General features: G+C 66.7%; 16 protein-coding genes. 2 read left to right on the top strand and 14 right to left on the bottom strand.

The features are described from left to right. Window positions 1-117 precede the first annotated feature (117 nt). The 3 genes from ACWCPQ_RS10690 to ACWCPQ_RS10680 all read right to left on the bottom strand — a co-directional run bounded on the left by ACWCPQ_RS10690 (window position 118) and on the right by ACWCPQ_RS10680 (window position 3,142). Entirely contained in the window at window positions 118-1,074 is a 957-nt protein-coding gene (locus ACWCPQ_RS10690) for an LLM class F420-dependent oxidoreductase (RefSeq protein ID WP_449897017.1), read from the bottom strand. A gap of 83 nt (window positions 1,075-1,157) precedes the next feature. Then, window positions 1,158-1,565 carry a cobalamin-dependent protein gene (locus tag ACWCPQ_RS10685; RefSeq protein WP_449897015.1) on the bottom strand — a complete coding sequence of 136 codons (408 nt, stop codon included), beginning with the start codon at window positions 1,563-1,565 and terminating at the stop codon, window positions 1,158-1,160. Beyond that, a complete protein-coding gene (locus ACWCPQ_RS10680; protein WP_449897014.1) occupies window positions 1,565-3,142 on the bottom strand; it encodes a methylmalonyl-CoA mutase family protein in 1,578 nt (525 codons plus the stop codon). The genes ACWCPQ_RS10685 and ACWCPQ_RS10680 overlap by 1 nt, the downstream gene beginning before the upstream one ends. A 75-nt stretch (window positions 3,143-3,217) precedes the next feature. On the opposite strand from ACWCPQ_RS10680, the gene ACWCPQ_RS10675 reads away from it, so the two are divergent. After that, entirely contained in the window at window positions 3,218-4,045 is an 828-nt protein-coding gene (locus ACWCPQ_RS10675) for an SDR family oxidoreductase (protein WP_449897012.1), read from the top strand. 113 nt (window positions 4,046-4,158) lie between these two features. Here ACWCPQ_RS10675 and ACWCPQ_RS10670 read toward each other — a convergent pair whose 3' ends face one another. The 3 genes from ACWCPQ_RS10670 to ACWCPQ_RS10660 form a co-directional block, all read right to left on the bottom strand. Next, window positions 4,159-5,184 carry an NADP-dependent oxidoreductase gene (locus ACWCPQ_RS10670; RefSeq protein WP_449897010.1) on the bottom strand — a complete coding sequence of 342 codons (1,026 nt, stop codon included), beginning with the start codon at window positions 5,182-5,184 and terminating at the stop codon, window positions 4,159-4,161. A gap of 146 nt (window positions 5,185-5,330) precedes the next feature. Further along, the gene (locus tag ACWCPQ_RS10665) at window positions 5,331-5,534 is read right to left on the bottom strand and encodes a zinc-ribbon domain-containing protein (RefSeq protein WP_449897009.1); all 204 of its coding nucleotides are present in this window, start codon (window positions 5,532-5,534) and stop codon (window positions 5,331-5,333) included. Window positions 5,535-5,663: 129 nt separating this feature from the next. Beyond that, window positions 5,664-6,500 (bottom strand): class I SAM-dependent methyltransferase, encoded by an 837-nt coding sequence (locus ACWCPQ_RS10660; protein ID WP_449897007.1) that lies wholly within the window; start codon window positions 6,498-6,500, stop codon window positions 5,664-5,666. 88 nt (window positions 6,501-6,588) lie between these two features. On the opposite strand from ACWCPQ_RS10660, the gene ACWCPQ_RS10655 reads away from it, so the two are divergent. Beyond that, window positions 6,589-7,167, top strand: a complete 579-nt coding sequence (locus tag ACWCPQ_RS10655; protein WP_449897005.1) for a TetR/AcrR family transcriptional regulator — start codon at window positions 6,589-6,591, stop codon at window positions 7,165-7,167. Between the two features lie 153 nt (window positions 7,168-7,320). On the opposite strand, the gene ACWCPQ_RS10650 is transcribed toward ACWCPQ_RS10655, so the two are convergent. The 8 genes from ACWCPQ_RS10650 to ACWCPQ_RS10615 all read right to left on the bottom strand — a co-directional run bounded on the left by ACWCPQ_RS10650 (window position 7,321) and on the right by ACWCPQ_RS10615 (window position 14,414). Then, window positions 7,321-8,520, bottom strand: a complete 1,200-nt coding sequence (locus tag ACWCPQ_RS10650) for a cytochrome P450 (protein WP_449897003.1) — start codon at window positions 8,518-8,520, stop codon at window positions 7,321-7,323. Window positions 8,521-8,554: 34 nt separating this feature from the next. Beyond that, complete coding sequence (locus ACWCPQ_RS10645) at window positions 8,555-9,790, bottom strand: cytochrome P450 (protein WP_449897001.1); 1,236 nt, start codon at window positions 9,788-9,790, stop codon at window positions 8,555-8,557. 2 nt (window positions 9,791-9,792) lie between these two features. After that, on the bottom strand, window positions 9,793-9,990 hold the full coding sequence (locus tag ACWCPQ_RS10640; protein ID WP_030521171.1) for a ferredoxin: 198 nt from the start codon (window positions 9,988-9,990) through the stop codon (window positions 9,793-9,795). 43 nt (window positions 9,991-10,033) lie between these two features. Further along, complete coding sequence (locus ACWCPQ_RS10635) at window positions 10,034-10,879, bottom strand: SDR family NAD(P)-dependent oxidoreductase (protein ID WP_449896999.1); 846 nt, start codon at window positions 10,877-10,879, stop codon at window positions 10,034-10,036. A 70-nt stretch (window positions 10,880-10,949) separates the two neighbouring features. After that, window positions 10,950-11,810, bottom strand: coding sequence for an alpha/beta fold hydrolase (locus ACWCPQ_RS10630; protein ID WP_449896997.1), 861 nt, complete (start codon window positions 11,808-11,810; stop codon window positions 10,950-10,952). Between the two features lie 88 nt (window positions 11,811-11,898). Further along, window positions 11,899-12,513, bottom strand: coding sequence for an NADPH-dependent FMN reductase (locus ACWCPQ_RS10625; protein WP_449896995.1), 615 nt, complete (start codon window positions 12,511-12,513; stop codon window positions 11,899-11,901). A gap of 10 nt (window positions 12,514-12,523) precedes the next feature. Further along, window positions 12,524-13,513 (bottom strand): cyclase family protein, encoded by a 990-nt coding sequence (locus ACWCPQ_RS10620; RefSeq protein WP_449896994.1) that lies wholly within the window; start codon window positions 13,511-13,513, stop codon window positions 12,524-12,526. 22 nt (window positions 13,514-13,535) lie between these two features. Continuing rightward, window positions 13,536-14,414, bottom strand: a complete 879-nt coding sequence (locus ACWCPQ_RS10615) for a coniferyl-alcohol dehydrogenase (protein ID WP_449897362.1) — start codon at window positions 14,412-14,414, stop codon at window positions 13,536-13,538. Window positions 14,415-14,439 lie beyond the last annotated feature (25 nt).

Genomic DNA, 14,439 nt, shown 5'->3' with positions numbered 1-14,439 from the left:
ACGGCAACTCCCTCCGAGTAGGTACATGCAGCGTGCGGAAATATCACAATCACAAAACCTCCCTCGAGTCGAAATCATTCGATCCGCGGAGGCCGCAGCGTAGGCGGAGGTACCGCATCAGCGAAGCTCCTTCGCGATCTCCGCGATCATCTCGCGGGTGCGTCGTTTCGAGGCGATCAGTTCGTCGCGGTTGTCACCGATGGGCAGCAGGCGGACGGACAGGTCGGTTGCGCCGGCTTCGGCATACCGGCGCAGGCCGGCGGCGATGGTGTCCTCGTCACCGGCGATGCAGAGATCGCCGATATCGCGGGCGTCGCCCTGTTCCAGCAATCTCTGGTAGTTCGGCGACACCTCGGCCTCGCCGAGGATCCGGTTGGCGCGTTCGCGGGCGGTGTCGATATCGGCGTTCGCGCACAGGCAGATGGGTAGTCCGGCGACGATGCGCGGGGCACCGCGACCGGCGTCCGCGGCGGCCTTGGTGATCCGGGGGGCGATATGGTCGGCGATGGCGCGTTCGTCGGCCATCCACAGAATGGTGCCGTCGGCGTGTTCGCCGGCGATCCGCAGCATGACCGGGCCCAGCGCCGCCAACAGCACCGGCAGAGGTGCCACCGGTCCGAGGTCGAGCGGATTGCGCACGGTGAAGCTCCCGTTCGAGACCTCGACCGTGCCCGGACCGTGCAGCGCCGGATTCAGGACCTCCAGGTAGTCGCGGGTGTAGGCGGCCGGTTTCTCGTAGGGCAGCCCGAGCATGTCCTGCACGATCCAGTGATGCGACGGCCCGACGCCCAGCGCGAGCCGCCCACCGGCCACCGCGTGCGCGGATATCGCCTGCCGGGCCAGGGCGATCGGATGCTGCGCCTGCAGCGGAACGACCGCGGTACCGATTTCGATCCGCTCGGTCACCGAGCCCAGCAGTGCCACGGTGATCAGCGCGTCGAAATCCGTGGGGATCTGCGGGATCCAGGCCGTGTCCATCCCGGCCGCTTCGGCCCAACGGATGTCGTCGATCATCCGGGCGGCCTTGCGCGCGGTATCGCCGCGCTCGGGTCCGATCATCACACCGATCCGCACGATTCCTCCACTCTCATGATTCGGGTGGAGCCGCCTTCCGCCGTGGCGGCGGCTCCGGGCCCGGACGACACGGCGTCCGGGGGTCAGGCGGTGGGCGGCTCCGGTGTTCCGGTGAGCGCCCGCATCTCGGTGACCAGCACATCCAGCGCGGTCCCGGTCGGGAACACTGCGGCGGCGCCGGCCTCGCGGAGCTTTTCGATATCGCTCTGCGGGATGGTGCCGCCGACCACGACCGCGATATCGGCGGCGTCGGCGGCACGGAGTGCGTCGACCACCCGTTTCGTCAGTGCCACATGGGCTCCGGACAGGATGCTGAGCCCGACGACCGCGACATCTTCCTGGACCGCGATGGAGACGATGTCCTCGATCCGCTGCCGGATCCCGGTGTACACCACTTCGAATCCGGCATCGCGCAGGGTGCGGGCGACGATTTTGGCACCGCGGTCGTGCCCGTCCAGTCCGGGTTTGGCGACCAGTACGCGCGCGGTCATCAGAACACCACCGGCTGCTGGAATTCGCCCCACACCGATTTGAGCGCGGCGGTCATCTCGCCCACCGTGCAGTAGGCGTTGGCGCAGTCGACCAGACGGTGCATCAGGTTCTCGTCTCCTTCGGCGGCCCGGGACAGCGCGGCCAGCGTGTCGCGCACCGCGGCGGAATCCCGTTCGGCCTTGACCTTGGCCAGCCGTTTCAACTGTTTTTCGCGGCCCTCGGCGTCGAGCTCGTAGGTGGAGATCTCGGGAGCGGGTTCATCGGAGAGGAACTTGTTCACCCCGACCACCGGTTTGACGCCGGATTCGATCTCCTGGTGCAGTTTGTAGGCTTCGTCGGCGATCAGGCCCTGTAGATAGCCGTCCTCGATGGCCCGGACCATCCCGCCGCGGTTCTCCAGGTCGCTCATGATCTCCTGGATCGCCGCTTCGGTCTTATCGGTGAGCGCTTCCACGAAATACGAGCCGCCGAGCGGGTCGGCCACCCGGGTCACCCCGGTCTCGTAGGCGAGGATCTGCTGGGTGCGCAGCGCCATGGTCGCCGATTCCTCGCTGGGCAGCGCGAACGGTTCGTCCCAGGCCGCGGTGAACATCGACTGCACTCCACCGAGTACCGCCGCCATCGCCTCGTAGGCGATCCGGACCAGATTGTTCTGTGCCTGCGGGGCATACAGGGAGGCGCCGCCGGCGACACAGCCGAAACGGAACATCGAGGCCTTGTCCGAGGTCGCGCCGTAGCGTTCGCGCACGATGGTCGCCCACCGCCGCCGGCCGGCCCGGTATTTGGCGATCTCCTCGAAGAAATCGCCGTGGGTGTAGAAGAAGAACGAGATCTGCGGCGCGAACTTCTCGATACTCATCCGCCCGCGTTCGACGACGGTGTCGCAGTAGGTGACACCGTCGGCCAGGGTGAATGCCATCTCCTGCACCGCGGTCGCGCCGGCGTCGCGGAAATGCGCACCCGCCACCGAGATCGCGTTGAACCGCGGGACCTCGGCCGCACAGAATTCGATGGTGTCGGCGATGAGCCGCAGCGAAGGTTGCGGGGGCCAGATCCAGGTGCCGCGCGAGGCGTATTCCTTCAGGATGTCGTTCTGGATGGTGCCGGTGAGTTTCTCCCGGGGCACCCCCTTCTTCTCCGCCGCGGCGACATAGAACGCGAGCAGGATCGCGGCCGTGCCGTTGATGGTGAAGCTGGTGCTGATCTTGTCCAGGGGGATGGCGTCGAACAGGATCTCGGCATCGGCGAGGGTGTCGACGGCGACGCCGACCCGGCCCACTTCCTCCCCCACTTCGGGATCGTCGGAGTCGTATCCGCACTGGGTGGGCAGATCGAGCGCGACCGACAGGCCGGTGCCGCCCTGCTCGAGCAGATAGCGGTAGCGACGGTTGGACTCTTCGGCGGTGCCGAAGCCCGAGTACTGCCGGAAGGTCCACAGCCGTCCCCGGTATCCGGTGGCGTAGTTGCCCCGGGTGAACGGAAACGCGCCGGGCGCGGGCGGTTCGGTACGCCGGTGGTCCGGTCCGTAGACCGGATCGAGCGGGATACCCGAGGAGGTATGGACTGCGTCGTTCATCGTTGAATACGATACTTGCAGAAAATGAGAATGCCAATACCGCTTCGCGCGAACGCATAATCGACCGGGAGTGACATGCCGACCGAACAGATCTTCACCGACCGGACCCTGGTGATCTCCGGAGCCAGCCGGGGCATCGGGCTCGCCGTGGCCCTGTCGGCCGCCCGCCGCGGCGCGAACGTGGTCCTGCTGGCCAAAACGGCCGAACCGCATCCGAGGCTGCCGGGGACCGTGCACACCGCGGTCGCCGAGATCGAGGCGGCGGGCGGGAAAGCAGCCGCAGTGGTCGGCGATGTCCGGGTGGAGGAGGATGTCGCGCGACTCGTCGATACCGCGCTGGAACGGTTCGGGCGCATCGATTACTGCGTGAACAACGCGAGCGCCATCGCCACCGACCCCACCGAGAAACTCTCGGCCAAGAAGTTCGATCTGATGCAACAGATCAATCTGCGCGGCACATTCCTGCTGACCCGGGCCTGCCTACCGCATCTGCGGCAGGCCCCGAATCCGCACATCCTGACCGTCGCGCCGCCACTGAACACCAGTCCCCGCTGGCTCGGCGCCCACCCCTCCTACACCCTCTCGAAGTACGGGATGACCCTACTGACCCTCGGCTGGGCGGCGGAGTACGCCGACGCCGGTATCGCCGCGAACTGCCTGTGGCCGCAGACCTATATCGCCACCTCGGCGGTGGCGAATCTACCCGATGGCGCGGACCTGCTGGAACGGTCCAGGGATCCACGGATCATGGGCGACGCGGCGGCCGAGATCCTGTCCCGGGAGGCCCGGTTCCACACCGGCAACTGCTTTATCGACGCCCAGGCGCTGATCGAGTCCGGACGTGTCGATATCAGCGCCTACGGGGGCAGCGAGAACCCCGTTCCGGATATGTTCCTGGACTGAGCCCGAGGGCGGCCGGTCCGGGCAGATCCGGACCGAGTGGTGGAATACGGTTCAGTCTGCCTCGGCAAGCCGGACGACCACGGGGAGCACCGAAAGCTCACGCGGCCACGGACTCACGAATTCAGTTCGCCGACCTGCACCAGCGATTTCCCTACCTTATCGCCTGTGAACAGACGTGCGTAGGCGTCCAGGGTGTTCTCCAGACCCGCAGTCACATCGAAAGACATCCGCAACCGGCCCTGTTCGTACCAGGGCAGCATCCGGCGATTCAGATCCGGACCGCGGTGGTAGAAATCGGGCGAGAAGAAGCCCCGCATGGTGAGCCGCTTCATGAGGATCTGGTCGAATCGCCGCGGTCCCGGCCCGGATTCGTCGAGACCGTACTGGGTGAGCAGACCGCACACGGCGACCCGGCCGAACAGCGCCATATTGCCGAGCACCGTATCGAGTACATCGCCGCCGACATTGTCGAAGTACACATCGACACCGTCCGGACATGCTTCGCGCAGGGCCGCATCCAGATCGCCGGCACGACGATCGATGGCCGCGTCGAAGCCGAATTCCCCGGTGAGCCGGGCACATTTCTCCGGCGAACCGGTGATCCCGACGACCCGGCAACCGTGTGCGGCCGCGATCTGCCCGGCCAGCGCACCGGTCACCCCGGACGCCGCCGAGACGACGAAATTCTCCCCCGGCCGCGCTGCTCCGTATTCGAGTACGCCGAGGTACGCGGTCCAGCCGTTGGCTCCGAAAACGCCGAGGTGTTGACGCGGATCGTCGAGCGAGCGGCTGACTCGCTCCACATAGACCTCGTCCGGCCGAGCGACCGAGTAATCGGCCCATTGGCCGTAGGCCCGGACCAGATCACCGGCCCGGTAGTCGGGATGCCGGGAGTCGATCACCTCACCGAGGACGGTGCTGATGACCGGTGATCCGAGCGGCGTCGGCGGTGAGTAGGAATCCTCCCGGGGCCCCATCCACATCCGGGTGCCGGCATCGAGCGAGAAGTAGATATTGCGGATCAGCACATCGCCGCCGGACAATTCCGGGGTTTCGCTGTCCAGTAGTTCCACCGCGTCCGGATAGTTGTCACCCGCCGGTCGCCGGACCAGGACCCACTGCCGATTCTTCTCACCCATTGCACACCTCGCTCCGCGGCACCCGCGCCGCGAAAAGCAGACTAGACGGTCGGTGGAAGTCCGGCATCCGCTAGCGAACCACCGCTGTCGAACGGGGCGGCCGCCGGATTCACCACCGCCCCGCTCGGACGTGACGCTGCCGCCACTCAGGCCTCGATCGCGGTCCCGCAGATACCGCACACTTCCAGCGACCGGCGCTGCCAGCGCGCGACCGGTACGAAGAACACCGTGAACTGCTTGAACTCCCGCACCCGCAGCCACTGTGTCGTGTTGTGGCATCGAGAGCAGGTCCGTGTTCCACCCGGACCGCGGTTCTGCCGTTTGGTACCGAAACCGAAGATGAAGAACATCAGCCCAGCGTAGAGAGGAGGCGACGAGGCCCCCGGCCGCCGCGGCCGCGCCCGGCGGCACGACCTGTCCGTCGCGGCCGGTGTCAGCGGATTGATCGTGCCCGGCCCAACCATCCCGCTGCGCGGATTTCAAGCCGGACGCGTGGCGACGACGGCGAAGTTCAGCGGAATCCGCGGTGCCCCGGGTGGCAGCGTCCATCCCCGCGGACCCGGTACGAGATCAGGGAAGGCCGGCCAGTCCATGATCGGCAGTTCCTCGACCGCGGCGATCCGCAGCCCGGCCCGCAGCAGCGCGCCGACCACGTCGCCCAGGCCGTGCCGCCACTCGGACACAGTGTCGTGCGCGATCTGCCCGGCCGAATCCTCGGTGTAGCTGCCCGATTCGATATAGGTGCGCCGGCCACCGCCACCCAGGTAGTCGTCGGTGATCTCCCAGGGCTCGAATTCCATGGACCCGAGGATCGGATGGTCGTCGCGGATCAGGAATACACCACCGGGTTCGAGGAGGTCGTGGATCGATCGCGCCCAGTCCTCCAGCTCGGGTAGCCATACGATCGTTCCCGCGCTGGTGACGACGAGGTCGAACCGCCTGTCCAGCACGGTCGATGCGAATCGTGCGTCGCCTTCCACGAAGGTGATCTCATGACCGGCGGCCCGCGCGATGCGCGCGGCGTGGCCCAGCGAGTTGGGCGAGAAGTCGAGCCCGTGCACCTCTGTCGCGCCCAGGCGGGCCCAGGAGAGCGTGTCGATGCCGATATGGCACTGCAGATGCAACAGCGACCGGCCCCGCACCCCGGATTCCGGCAGATACGCGGCCAGCACCGCCAGATCGTTGCGCACCACCGATGAGATTCGTTCGGTATCGCCCACGAAGGCATCGACGTCGTACATCCGCGAACGCCGGTGGACCTCGGCGCGGTCGTCCCAGTTCGCCCGGTTGGCGGCGATCGCCGCGGCCTCGTCCATGATCGGTCCTTTCCACACGGTCGGTATCAGCGACCGTTTTGTATCACGACAGTGATACAAAAATGAACCGATTTTCTAGACTGTGGCGGTGCCGGTCCGAGTAGATGCCGAGGCGCGCCGCCGCCATATCGTCGACGCCGCGCTGCGCCTGATCGTGCGCGGCGGTATCGCCGCGGCCACTTTCCGGAAGGTCGCGGTGGAAGCGGGCCTGAACGTCGGGTCGGTGCGGCACTACTTCACCGACCACGAAACACTGATCGTGGCCGTGGCAACCGAGGTCGGTGATCGGATGGGACAGCGCCTCGTCCGCCATCCCGCGCCCGGAAACGCGGACCGCGTAGCCGCCCGCCGCCACCTGCTCACCGTGCTCGCGGAACTGGTACCGCTGGACGAAGAACGCCACCGCGAGGCGGTCGTCCTGCTGGAGGTGATCGCCGCCTCCCGGCTCGACCCGGCGTTCGCGCCGGTAGTCGAGCAGATGGCCGCCGACGTGCGGCAGGTACTGACCGAGGCGGTGGCCGCGACCGGGACGGCCGATCCGGCTGCCGCGGCCGCGCATCTCGCCGCACTGGTCTCAGGTCTGTCGCTGGACGCGGTCACGCCGCACGGTTCCGTCGACCGCGCAACAATTCTCACCGTGCTCGAACGGCACATGAAAACCCTCTGAAACACCGAGCGATGGCGCGAGTCCGCCGCGCAGCCCATGGGCCATGGATGGAGGTCGAGCGGCCGGACAAGAGAAACGGAAAGTACTCACCGGCCGACCTCTCGCGGCCGGGCAGCACGGCTCGACCAGGCCGCCTCGGCCGCCGGTTGCCGCTCAGAAGGTCGCCGGCATGGACTCCCAGCCGCGCACCGTGGAGGTCGGTGAGAGTTCGGCGTTCGTAGCGTCGGCCTCCCACTCCGGAAAACGCTTCAGGATCTCCTCCAGCGCGATCCGGCCCTCCAACCTCGCCAGTGCCGAACCCATGCAGAAATGGGTACCCACGCTGAAGGCCAGATGCGGCTTGCTCTCCCGGTGGATATCGAAAACGTCCCCGTCGGGGGCGAATTGCCGGTGGTCGCGGTTGGCGGCGCCGATGAGCATCATCATGGCGCTACCCGCGGGCACCGTCGTGCCGTGGAATTCGATATCCCGGGTGACGTAGCGCGCGACATGCGGCGCCGGTGGTTCGTAGCGCAGCAGTTCCTCGATGGCGGCCGGTATCAGCGACGGGTTGCGGACGAGTTCGCGGCGCTGGTCGGGGTGCTCGGAGAGGACCTTGCCCGCCCAGCCGATGAGCCGGGTGGTGGTCTCGTTACCGGCGCCGGACACCACATTGATGTAGGTGAGGATCTCGGCCCGGGTGAGGTGGCGCAGAGTGCCGGTCTCGTCCTCGAACTCCACATCGAGCAGTTCGGAGATGATGTCGTCGGACGGGTTCTCGGCGCGCCAGTCGACGTACTTCTCGAAGAGTTCACCGCTGGCCAGGCTCTCCGTCGAGACCTCCATCGGTTTGCCCTCTTCGGTGCGCATCTGGTCGTCGGCGAAATCCCGGACGGCTTCCTGATCCTCTTCCGGGATACCGAGCAGCATGCCGATGGTGCGCATCGGCATCTGTGCGCCCAGATCGGCGATGAAATCGATCCGCCCGGTACCGACGAGCGGGTCGAGGCTGCGCCGACAGAATTCACGCACCTTCTCCTCCAGCGCGGAGATCTTGCGCGGAGTGAACATCCGAGACAGCAGTTTGCGGTGCATGGTGTGGATCGGCGGATCCTCGAAGATCAACACCCCCGGTGGGATCTCGATATTCGCCTTGATGAGTTCGATGATCGCGCCGCGCGCCGAACTGAAGGTGTCCTTGTCGATCAGCGCGGCGTTCACATCGGCGAAACGGCTGATCGCGAAGAAATCGTGGGTCTCGTTGTAGTAGAGCGGCCGCTCGTCGCGGAGCCGCTTGAACATGGGATACGGGTCGGCGTTGAGCTCGACATCGTAGGGGTCGTAGTAAACGTCGCTGGGCGCGCTGGTCGTCACAGGTCGGTCTCCTCTCCGGAATCGTGCGGCGTGGTCACCACGTCACGGGTAGGCGGTACACGCCGTAGGCCAGCTTGTCGTGTTTGAATTCGACGTCTTCGATCGGAATCGCCAGGCGCATCGTCGGAATCCGCCGCAGCAGGGTGGTGAAGACGATCTGCAGTTCGACCCGAGCCAACTGCTGACCGACGCACTGATGCGGGCCGAAACCGAAGCCGACGTGGCGCCGGGCGGGACGGGTCAGGTCGAGTTTGTCGGGCTCGGGGAACTGGTTCGGGTCCCAGTTGGCCGGGGCGAGGTCGATGATCACGCCTTCACCGGCCTTGATGGTGTGCCCGCCGATCTCGATATCGTCGAGCGCCACCCGACGCTGACCGTTCTGGATGATGCTCAGATAGCGCAACAATTCCTCGACGGCGCCTCCGACGACCTTGGGATCTTCGGTATCGCGCAGCAGCGCCAGCTGATCGGGATTCTCGAGCAGGGCGAGAGTGCCGAGCGAGATCATATTCGCGCTGGTCTCGTGGCCGGCGATGAGGACCCCGGTACCGATCTGGGCGGCCTCTTTCATGGAGATCTCGCCCGCGGTCACCCGTTCGGCGAGTTCGGTGACCATATCCTCGGCCGGGTTCTCCATCTTGGCCTTGATCAGGTCGATCAGATAGCGGGCCAGACCGACCCGGCCCTGCGTCGACTCCTCCTTGGTGGCGTAGCGCGAGACCCCGGTCGTCGCGTGCTGCTGGAAGAATTCGTGATCCTCGTAGGGCACACCCAGCATTTCGCTGATCACCAGCGACGGCACCGGCAGCGCCAGCGCCTCGACCAGGTCGGCGGGCTGCGGACCGGCGAGGATCGCGTCGATATGGTCGTCGGTGATCTGCTGGATCGCCGGACGCAGGGCATCGACGCGCTTCACCGTGAAGGGTTTGGTCATCATCCGGCGGAACCGGCTGTGCTCCTCCCCGTCGGTGTTGAACACCGATTTGGCCCGGTGGTTCACCAGGTCGAGCATGCCCTCGTTCCAATGCGGGAAGCCGGGGTGGTGGTCCTCGACGCTGATCCGCGGATCGGACATCAGCGATTTCAGCTCGGTGTACCCGGTGACCAGCCACGGCGTACTGCCGTCCCAGATACGGACCCGGCTGAGCGGGGCATCGGTCACCAGTCCCAGGACTTCCGGCGGCGGCGCGAACGGGCAGCCGGGAGCCCGGTCCAGCGGATAGTTCAGGACGGTTCCGGTGTGGGTCTCGGACCCGGAAGTATTCGACACTGCTACTCCTCGTGGACGTGGATGGCCATGGCGGGGCAGACGGCGGCGGCCTCGCGCACCTCGTCGGCGAGTTCGTCCGGCGGGTTCTCGTCCAGCAGCACGACGATGCCGTCGTCCTCGCGTTGATCGAAGACCGCGTCCGCCGCCATCACGCAATGCCCGGCGGCAATGCATTTCCCTTGTTCGACAGTCACTTTCATGACGTTCTCTCTCCTGGCGTGGGGTTCTCGGGAGTCGGCCGGTTCAGGACGACCCCGCGGGGGCCGCGGCGGAACCGTTTGCCGCCACGTCGGATTTCCGGGCGCGCAGCGGTTTACCGGCGGTGGTGCCGCCGTCCACGGTCAGCACCGTCCCGGTCAGATAACGGGATCGGTCGCCCGCGAAGTAGACGGCCGCTTCGGCGACGTCCTCGGGCGTACCCTCACGCGGTAGCGGCCGGTCCTGGTTCATCATCTCCCGCATGGCCCGGGTCATCCGCTCGGCCTTCTCCGGTGACATGGTGGTGGAAGCCTTTGCCAGCAGGTCGGTGGGGATATTGCCCGGTGCGATGCAGTTGACGCGAATTTCGTACTGCGCCAATTCGATTGCCGCCGATTTCGTGAAGTGGATGACCGCCGCCTTGGACGCGCGGTAGGTCATCACCCCGCCCCCGGCCTGGACCCCGCCCACCGAGGAGAGGTTGATGATCGAACCGCCGCCGTGCTCCGACATATACCGCGCGGCTTGTCGGGTCCCGGCCATCACACCGAGCACATTGACCGACATCACCCGGTGGAAGTCGCCGAAATCGTCGGACAGGATGCTCTTGTGCATCGTCCCGGAGATCCCGGCGTTGTTGCACATGATGTGCAGGCCGCCGAACCGCTGGACCGCGAGATCGACGAGAGCGGCGATCTGATCCTGCTCCCCGACATCGGTGCGCTGGAAGAGCGCACCGCAACGCTGCGCCACGGCGGTGCCGCGCTCGACGTCGATATCTCCGACGACCACCCGGGCGCCCTCGGCAACGAACCGCTCGACCATGGCGGTGCCCAGGCCGGTCGCGCCACCGGTCACCACGGCGACCTTGCCCGTCAACTCGTTGCCCATACGCTGAATTTCCTTTCCTCACGACATTCCGTAGTCCGATCCCGCGCGCTCGCCCCGGGACGCCCGCGACTCATCCGCTGCGCGCGTAGTCCGGCGCCGGCGCACTACGGGACTGCCGGTCCAGGAAGTCCAGGAGCAGGGCGTTGACCGCGTCGGGGCGTTCCAGCTGTGGACAGTGCCCGGCATCGTCGACGACCGCAGAGCGGGCATCCGGGATCCGCGCGGCGATATCGGCCGCCCAACCCGGCGGCAGGAGTTTGTCGGCGCCGCCCTCGACCACCAGGACCGGGACCCGGATCCGTTCGAACGGCCGGTCCCCCGGGCCGGGTGGTGGCGGGGCACCGGGCCGCCGGAACCGGGCGGCCGCGATCGCCTCCCAGGCGCCCGGGGCCGTCGCCGATTCGAACCGCCGCCGCACATAGTCCTCGTCGGCCGGATACGCGGGTGCGGCGAAGAGCGCGGTGACGATCCTGCGCATGGCGGGCAGGGTGGCGTCGAAATCGTAGAGGGCCTGCATATGCTCGCCGGCCCGGATCTGCCCGCCGCCGCAGAGGGTGACCATGGCACGAACCGGTAGGACCGGATTCTCGGCGGTGGTATCGGCCAGCAGATTCACGGCACCCATGGAATTGCGCACGAAATAAGCGGATTCGATCCCGAGCAGGGCGCAGAGCCGCGCGATATGCCGTATCCGCATTCCACGGCCGTCGGTGAAATCGATGGCTTTCGCCGATTCGCCGAACCCGAGCATATCCGGGGCGATCACGTGATACCGCTGCGCGAGCGCGCCGATGGTGTGTTCCCAGCCGATTTCGGCACTCGCCCCGAATTCCCCGCCGTGCAACAGTACGACGGGTTCACCGGCACCCGCCTCCAGAAAATGCGTGTGCAGCCCGTCGACCACGAGCGTGCGGTGCGCGTAATCACTCATGGGCTGTTCCTCTCGAGCACGAGGACCGAGTCCGGCGATCGGTCGGTATACAGACCGCCGAGCCCGAAGTGGAGACGGGAATATCGCATCAAGCTGTGCCGCCGATGGTTTTGGCGGTGGTGAGCACCTGCGCGGCCAGCAGCTCGAGCTGCCCCTGTACACCGGGGTCGGTCAGCGCGCCGGCCTCGTCCCAGATCTTGTCCGCGGAATTGATCGCGACCCCGATCGGGGTGGGCCAGGCGCGCAGCGCGTGCCCGATCCCGCGCAACTGGCCGAGCGTGCCGACGGCGGCCTGCCAGCCGTAGGCGCAGGTGATACAGCCCCACGGCTTGTTGTCCAGGTAGACCGTGGGATCGGCGCGCATATCCTCGACATAGTCGAGGGCGTTCTTCACCAGCCCGGAGATCGCGCCGTGGTATCCGGGCGATCCGACGATGACCGCGTTGGCGGCACGCAATGCTTCCACCAGCGCGACGGCCTGCGGAGTGCGGGCCGGATCGTGCGGGTTGTACATCGGCAGGTCGATATCCGGGCCGCTGAACAGGGCGGTCCGGCCGCCGCGTTTCTCGACCTCGTCCAGGCAGTGGCGTAACGCCCGTTCGGTCGAGGAGTTCGCCCGCAACGTCCCGCCGAGGCCGACGACGAACGGCTGGGTATCCGCGCCGGATGCTGTGCGCTCCACCATTGTGCTTCCCAAGGTCATGACCGGTCTCCTATTTGATGGCGATCGGGTTGATCGGTGATCCCACCGCACCCACCACGCGCAGCGGCGGTGCGATCAGCTGGAATTCGTAGACTCCGTCGGCGGCGCAATCGGCGGCCAGGGCGGTGAAATCCCAGTATTCGCCGAGCATCAGGCCCATATCGCGGAGGCAGAGCATATGCAGCGGCAGGAACGTGCCGTCGACGCCGGACACCGGGTTCTCCACCATGAGATTGTCCGCGGCCACCGCGGCGATCTCGTGCTCGTGCAACCATTTCGCGCAGGTCCAGTCCAGACCGCTGTACGGTTCGGCACCGTTGCGCGCCTCGAGGAAACGGTTCCACCAGCCGGTCCGGACCAGCACGATATCGCCGGATTCGATGGTGACGCCCTGTCGTTTCGCGCATTCGTCGAGTTCGTCGCCGGTGATCGGCTCGCCGACTTCGAGGAATACGTCCGCGCCGCGATATTTCACCAGGTCCAGCAGTACGCCGCGGCTGGTGATGCCTTTACTGTCGACTTTTTCGATACCGCAGTGGAAAGCGCCCATACTGGTCACCGAATCCGCCGGGAACCCGTTGTAGAGCTTGTCGTCGTAGTAGACGTGCGAGAAGGCGTCCCACTGGGTGGCGGCCTGCAGCGGCATGATGAGCATATCGTCGTTGAACCGGAAGGGATTGTCGGCGAAGAATCCGGCCAGCTCACCGGCCACCGAGTTCTGGAGCCATTTCGGGCCGTACTCGACCAGTGTCGCGGCGTCGCCGCCGTCGACGGTCATCACATGCGTGGGGTTGGCACGGAACTTGAACGCGCCCTGCGGTCCGTTGGAGCTGAAATCGATGCCCAGCGGGAAGACCTTCCCGTGCCGGACCAGCCCGGCGGCGGCCGCGACCTTGGCGGGGGTGATGAAATTGAGCGTGCCGAGTTCGTCGCCGGCGCCCCAGCGGCCCCAGTTACGCACGGTTTCACCGAGTGTGTAGAAATCGGTCAGAGTTGCCACGTTGCACTTTCCTTCCAGCAGCCTATTTCGGCTCGCCCGGGACCACCCCGGCGGATTCGGGTGGGGTCGGCCCGGTGGGCCGCACCGGGGGCGGTCCGGCCAGTTCGCCGGCCAGCCGTGCGGCGAGGTTCCCGCCGTCGACCCACAGCACCTGACCGGTGATATATCCGGCGGCCCGGCTACCCAGGAACAGCAGTGCCGACGCCTGTTCGACGGGATCGGCGGACCGGCCGAGCGGTTTCGGGATCCCGTCGAGGTAGTCCTGGCCGTATGCCGAGCGCAGCTGGTCCAGGATGGGGGTTTCGGTGACGCCGGGGCCGGTGCAGTTCATCCGGATCCCGCGGCCCGCGAGCTCCACCGATCGGCGCACGGTGTAGAGGATGATCGCCTCCTTGGACAGCCGGTAGCCGCCGTCGGCGATGGCTTCCGGATTCGCGGCGCACCACGCGATTCCTTCCTCCATCGAGGTGGTCTCCAGGAACCCGTTGACCGCCCAGCGGTTCTCCAGGTATCCGGAGGCGGCCAGCGAGGAGACACTGACCACCGCCGAACCGGGTTCCATATGTGGGACGAGCGCTTCGGTGAAATGCCGCATCCCGAGAAAATTGATGGTGGCCACGCGCAGCGGGTCGCCGATGCCGGAGGAGACGCCGGCGATATTGAAGAGCACATCCACGTCGGTCCCGACCGAGCGCACCGCCCGGTCGATGGACCACGGATCCGCCTGGTCCATTTCGTAGAACTCGTCGAGTTCGGTGCCCGGACGCAGCCGGTCGAGACCGACGATCCGGCCGCCCAGGTCCCGCAACTGCGTGACCAGGCAGGCGCCGATGCCGGACGCGCAGCCGGTCACCACCACCCGTTTCCCGTCGTAACGCCACCGCCGGTCGATCGAGTCCATCTCGGGCACCGCGCTCTCCTCTCCC

Source organism: Nocardia sp. NPDC001965 (assembly GCF_053594175.1).
The sequence above is the reverse complement of the archived record's forward strand: the minus strand, read 5'-3'. Positions and strand labels throughout refer to the sequence as shown.

Coding starts and splice junctions, on each gene's coding strand:
- ACWCPQ_RS10635 (WP_449896999.1), bottom strand. CDS start 10,879: ATGGGCAACGAGTTGACGGGCAAGGTCGCCGTGGTGACCGGTGGCGCG.
- ACWCPQ_RS10685 (WP_449897015.1), bottom strand. CDS start 1,565: ATGACCGCGCGCGTACTGGTCGCCAAACCCGGACTGGACGGGCACGAC.
- ACWCPQ_RS10660 (WP_449897007.1), bottom strand. CDS start 6,500: ATGGACGAGGCCGCGGCGATCGCCGCCAACCGGGCGAACTGGGACGAC.
- ACWCPQ_RS10680 (WP_449897014.1), bottom strand. CDS start 3,142: ATGAACGACGCAGTCCATACCTCCTCGGGTATCCCGCTCGATCCGGTC.
- ACWCPQ_RS10615 (WP_449897362.1), bottom strand. CDS start 14,414: ATGGACTCGATCGACCGGCGGTGGCGTTACGACGGGAAACGGGTGGTG.
- ACWCPQ_RS10625 (WP_449896995.1), bottom strand. CDS start 12,513: ATGACCTTGGGAAGCACAATGGTGGAGCGCACAGCATCCGGCGCGGAT.
- ACWCPQ_RS10665 (WP_449897009.1), bottom strand. CDS start 5,534: ATGTTCTTCATCTTCGGTTTCGGTACCAAACGGCAGAACCGCGGTCCG.
- ACWCPQ_RS10640 (WP_030521171.1), bottom strand. CDS start 9,990: ATGAAAGTGACTGTCGAACAAGGGAAATGCATTGCCGCCGGGCATTGC.
- ACWCPQ_RS10630 (WP_449896997.1), bottom strand. CDS start 11,810: ATGAGTGATTACGCGCACCGCACGCTCGTGGTCGACGGGCTGCACACG.
- ACWCPQ_RS10670 (WP_449897010.1), bottom strand. CDS start 5,184: ATGGGTGAGAAGAATCGGCAGTGGGTCCTGGTCCGGCGACCGGCGGGT.
- ACWCPQ_RS10675 (WP_449897012.1), top strand. CDS start 3,218: ATGCCGACCGAACAGATCTTCACCGACCGGACCCTGGTGATCTCCGGA.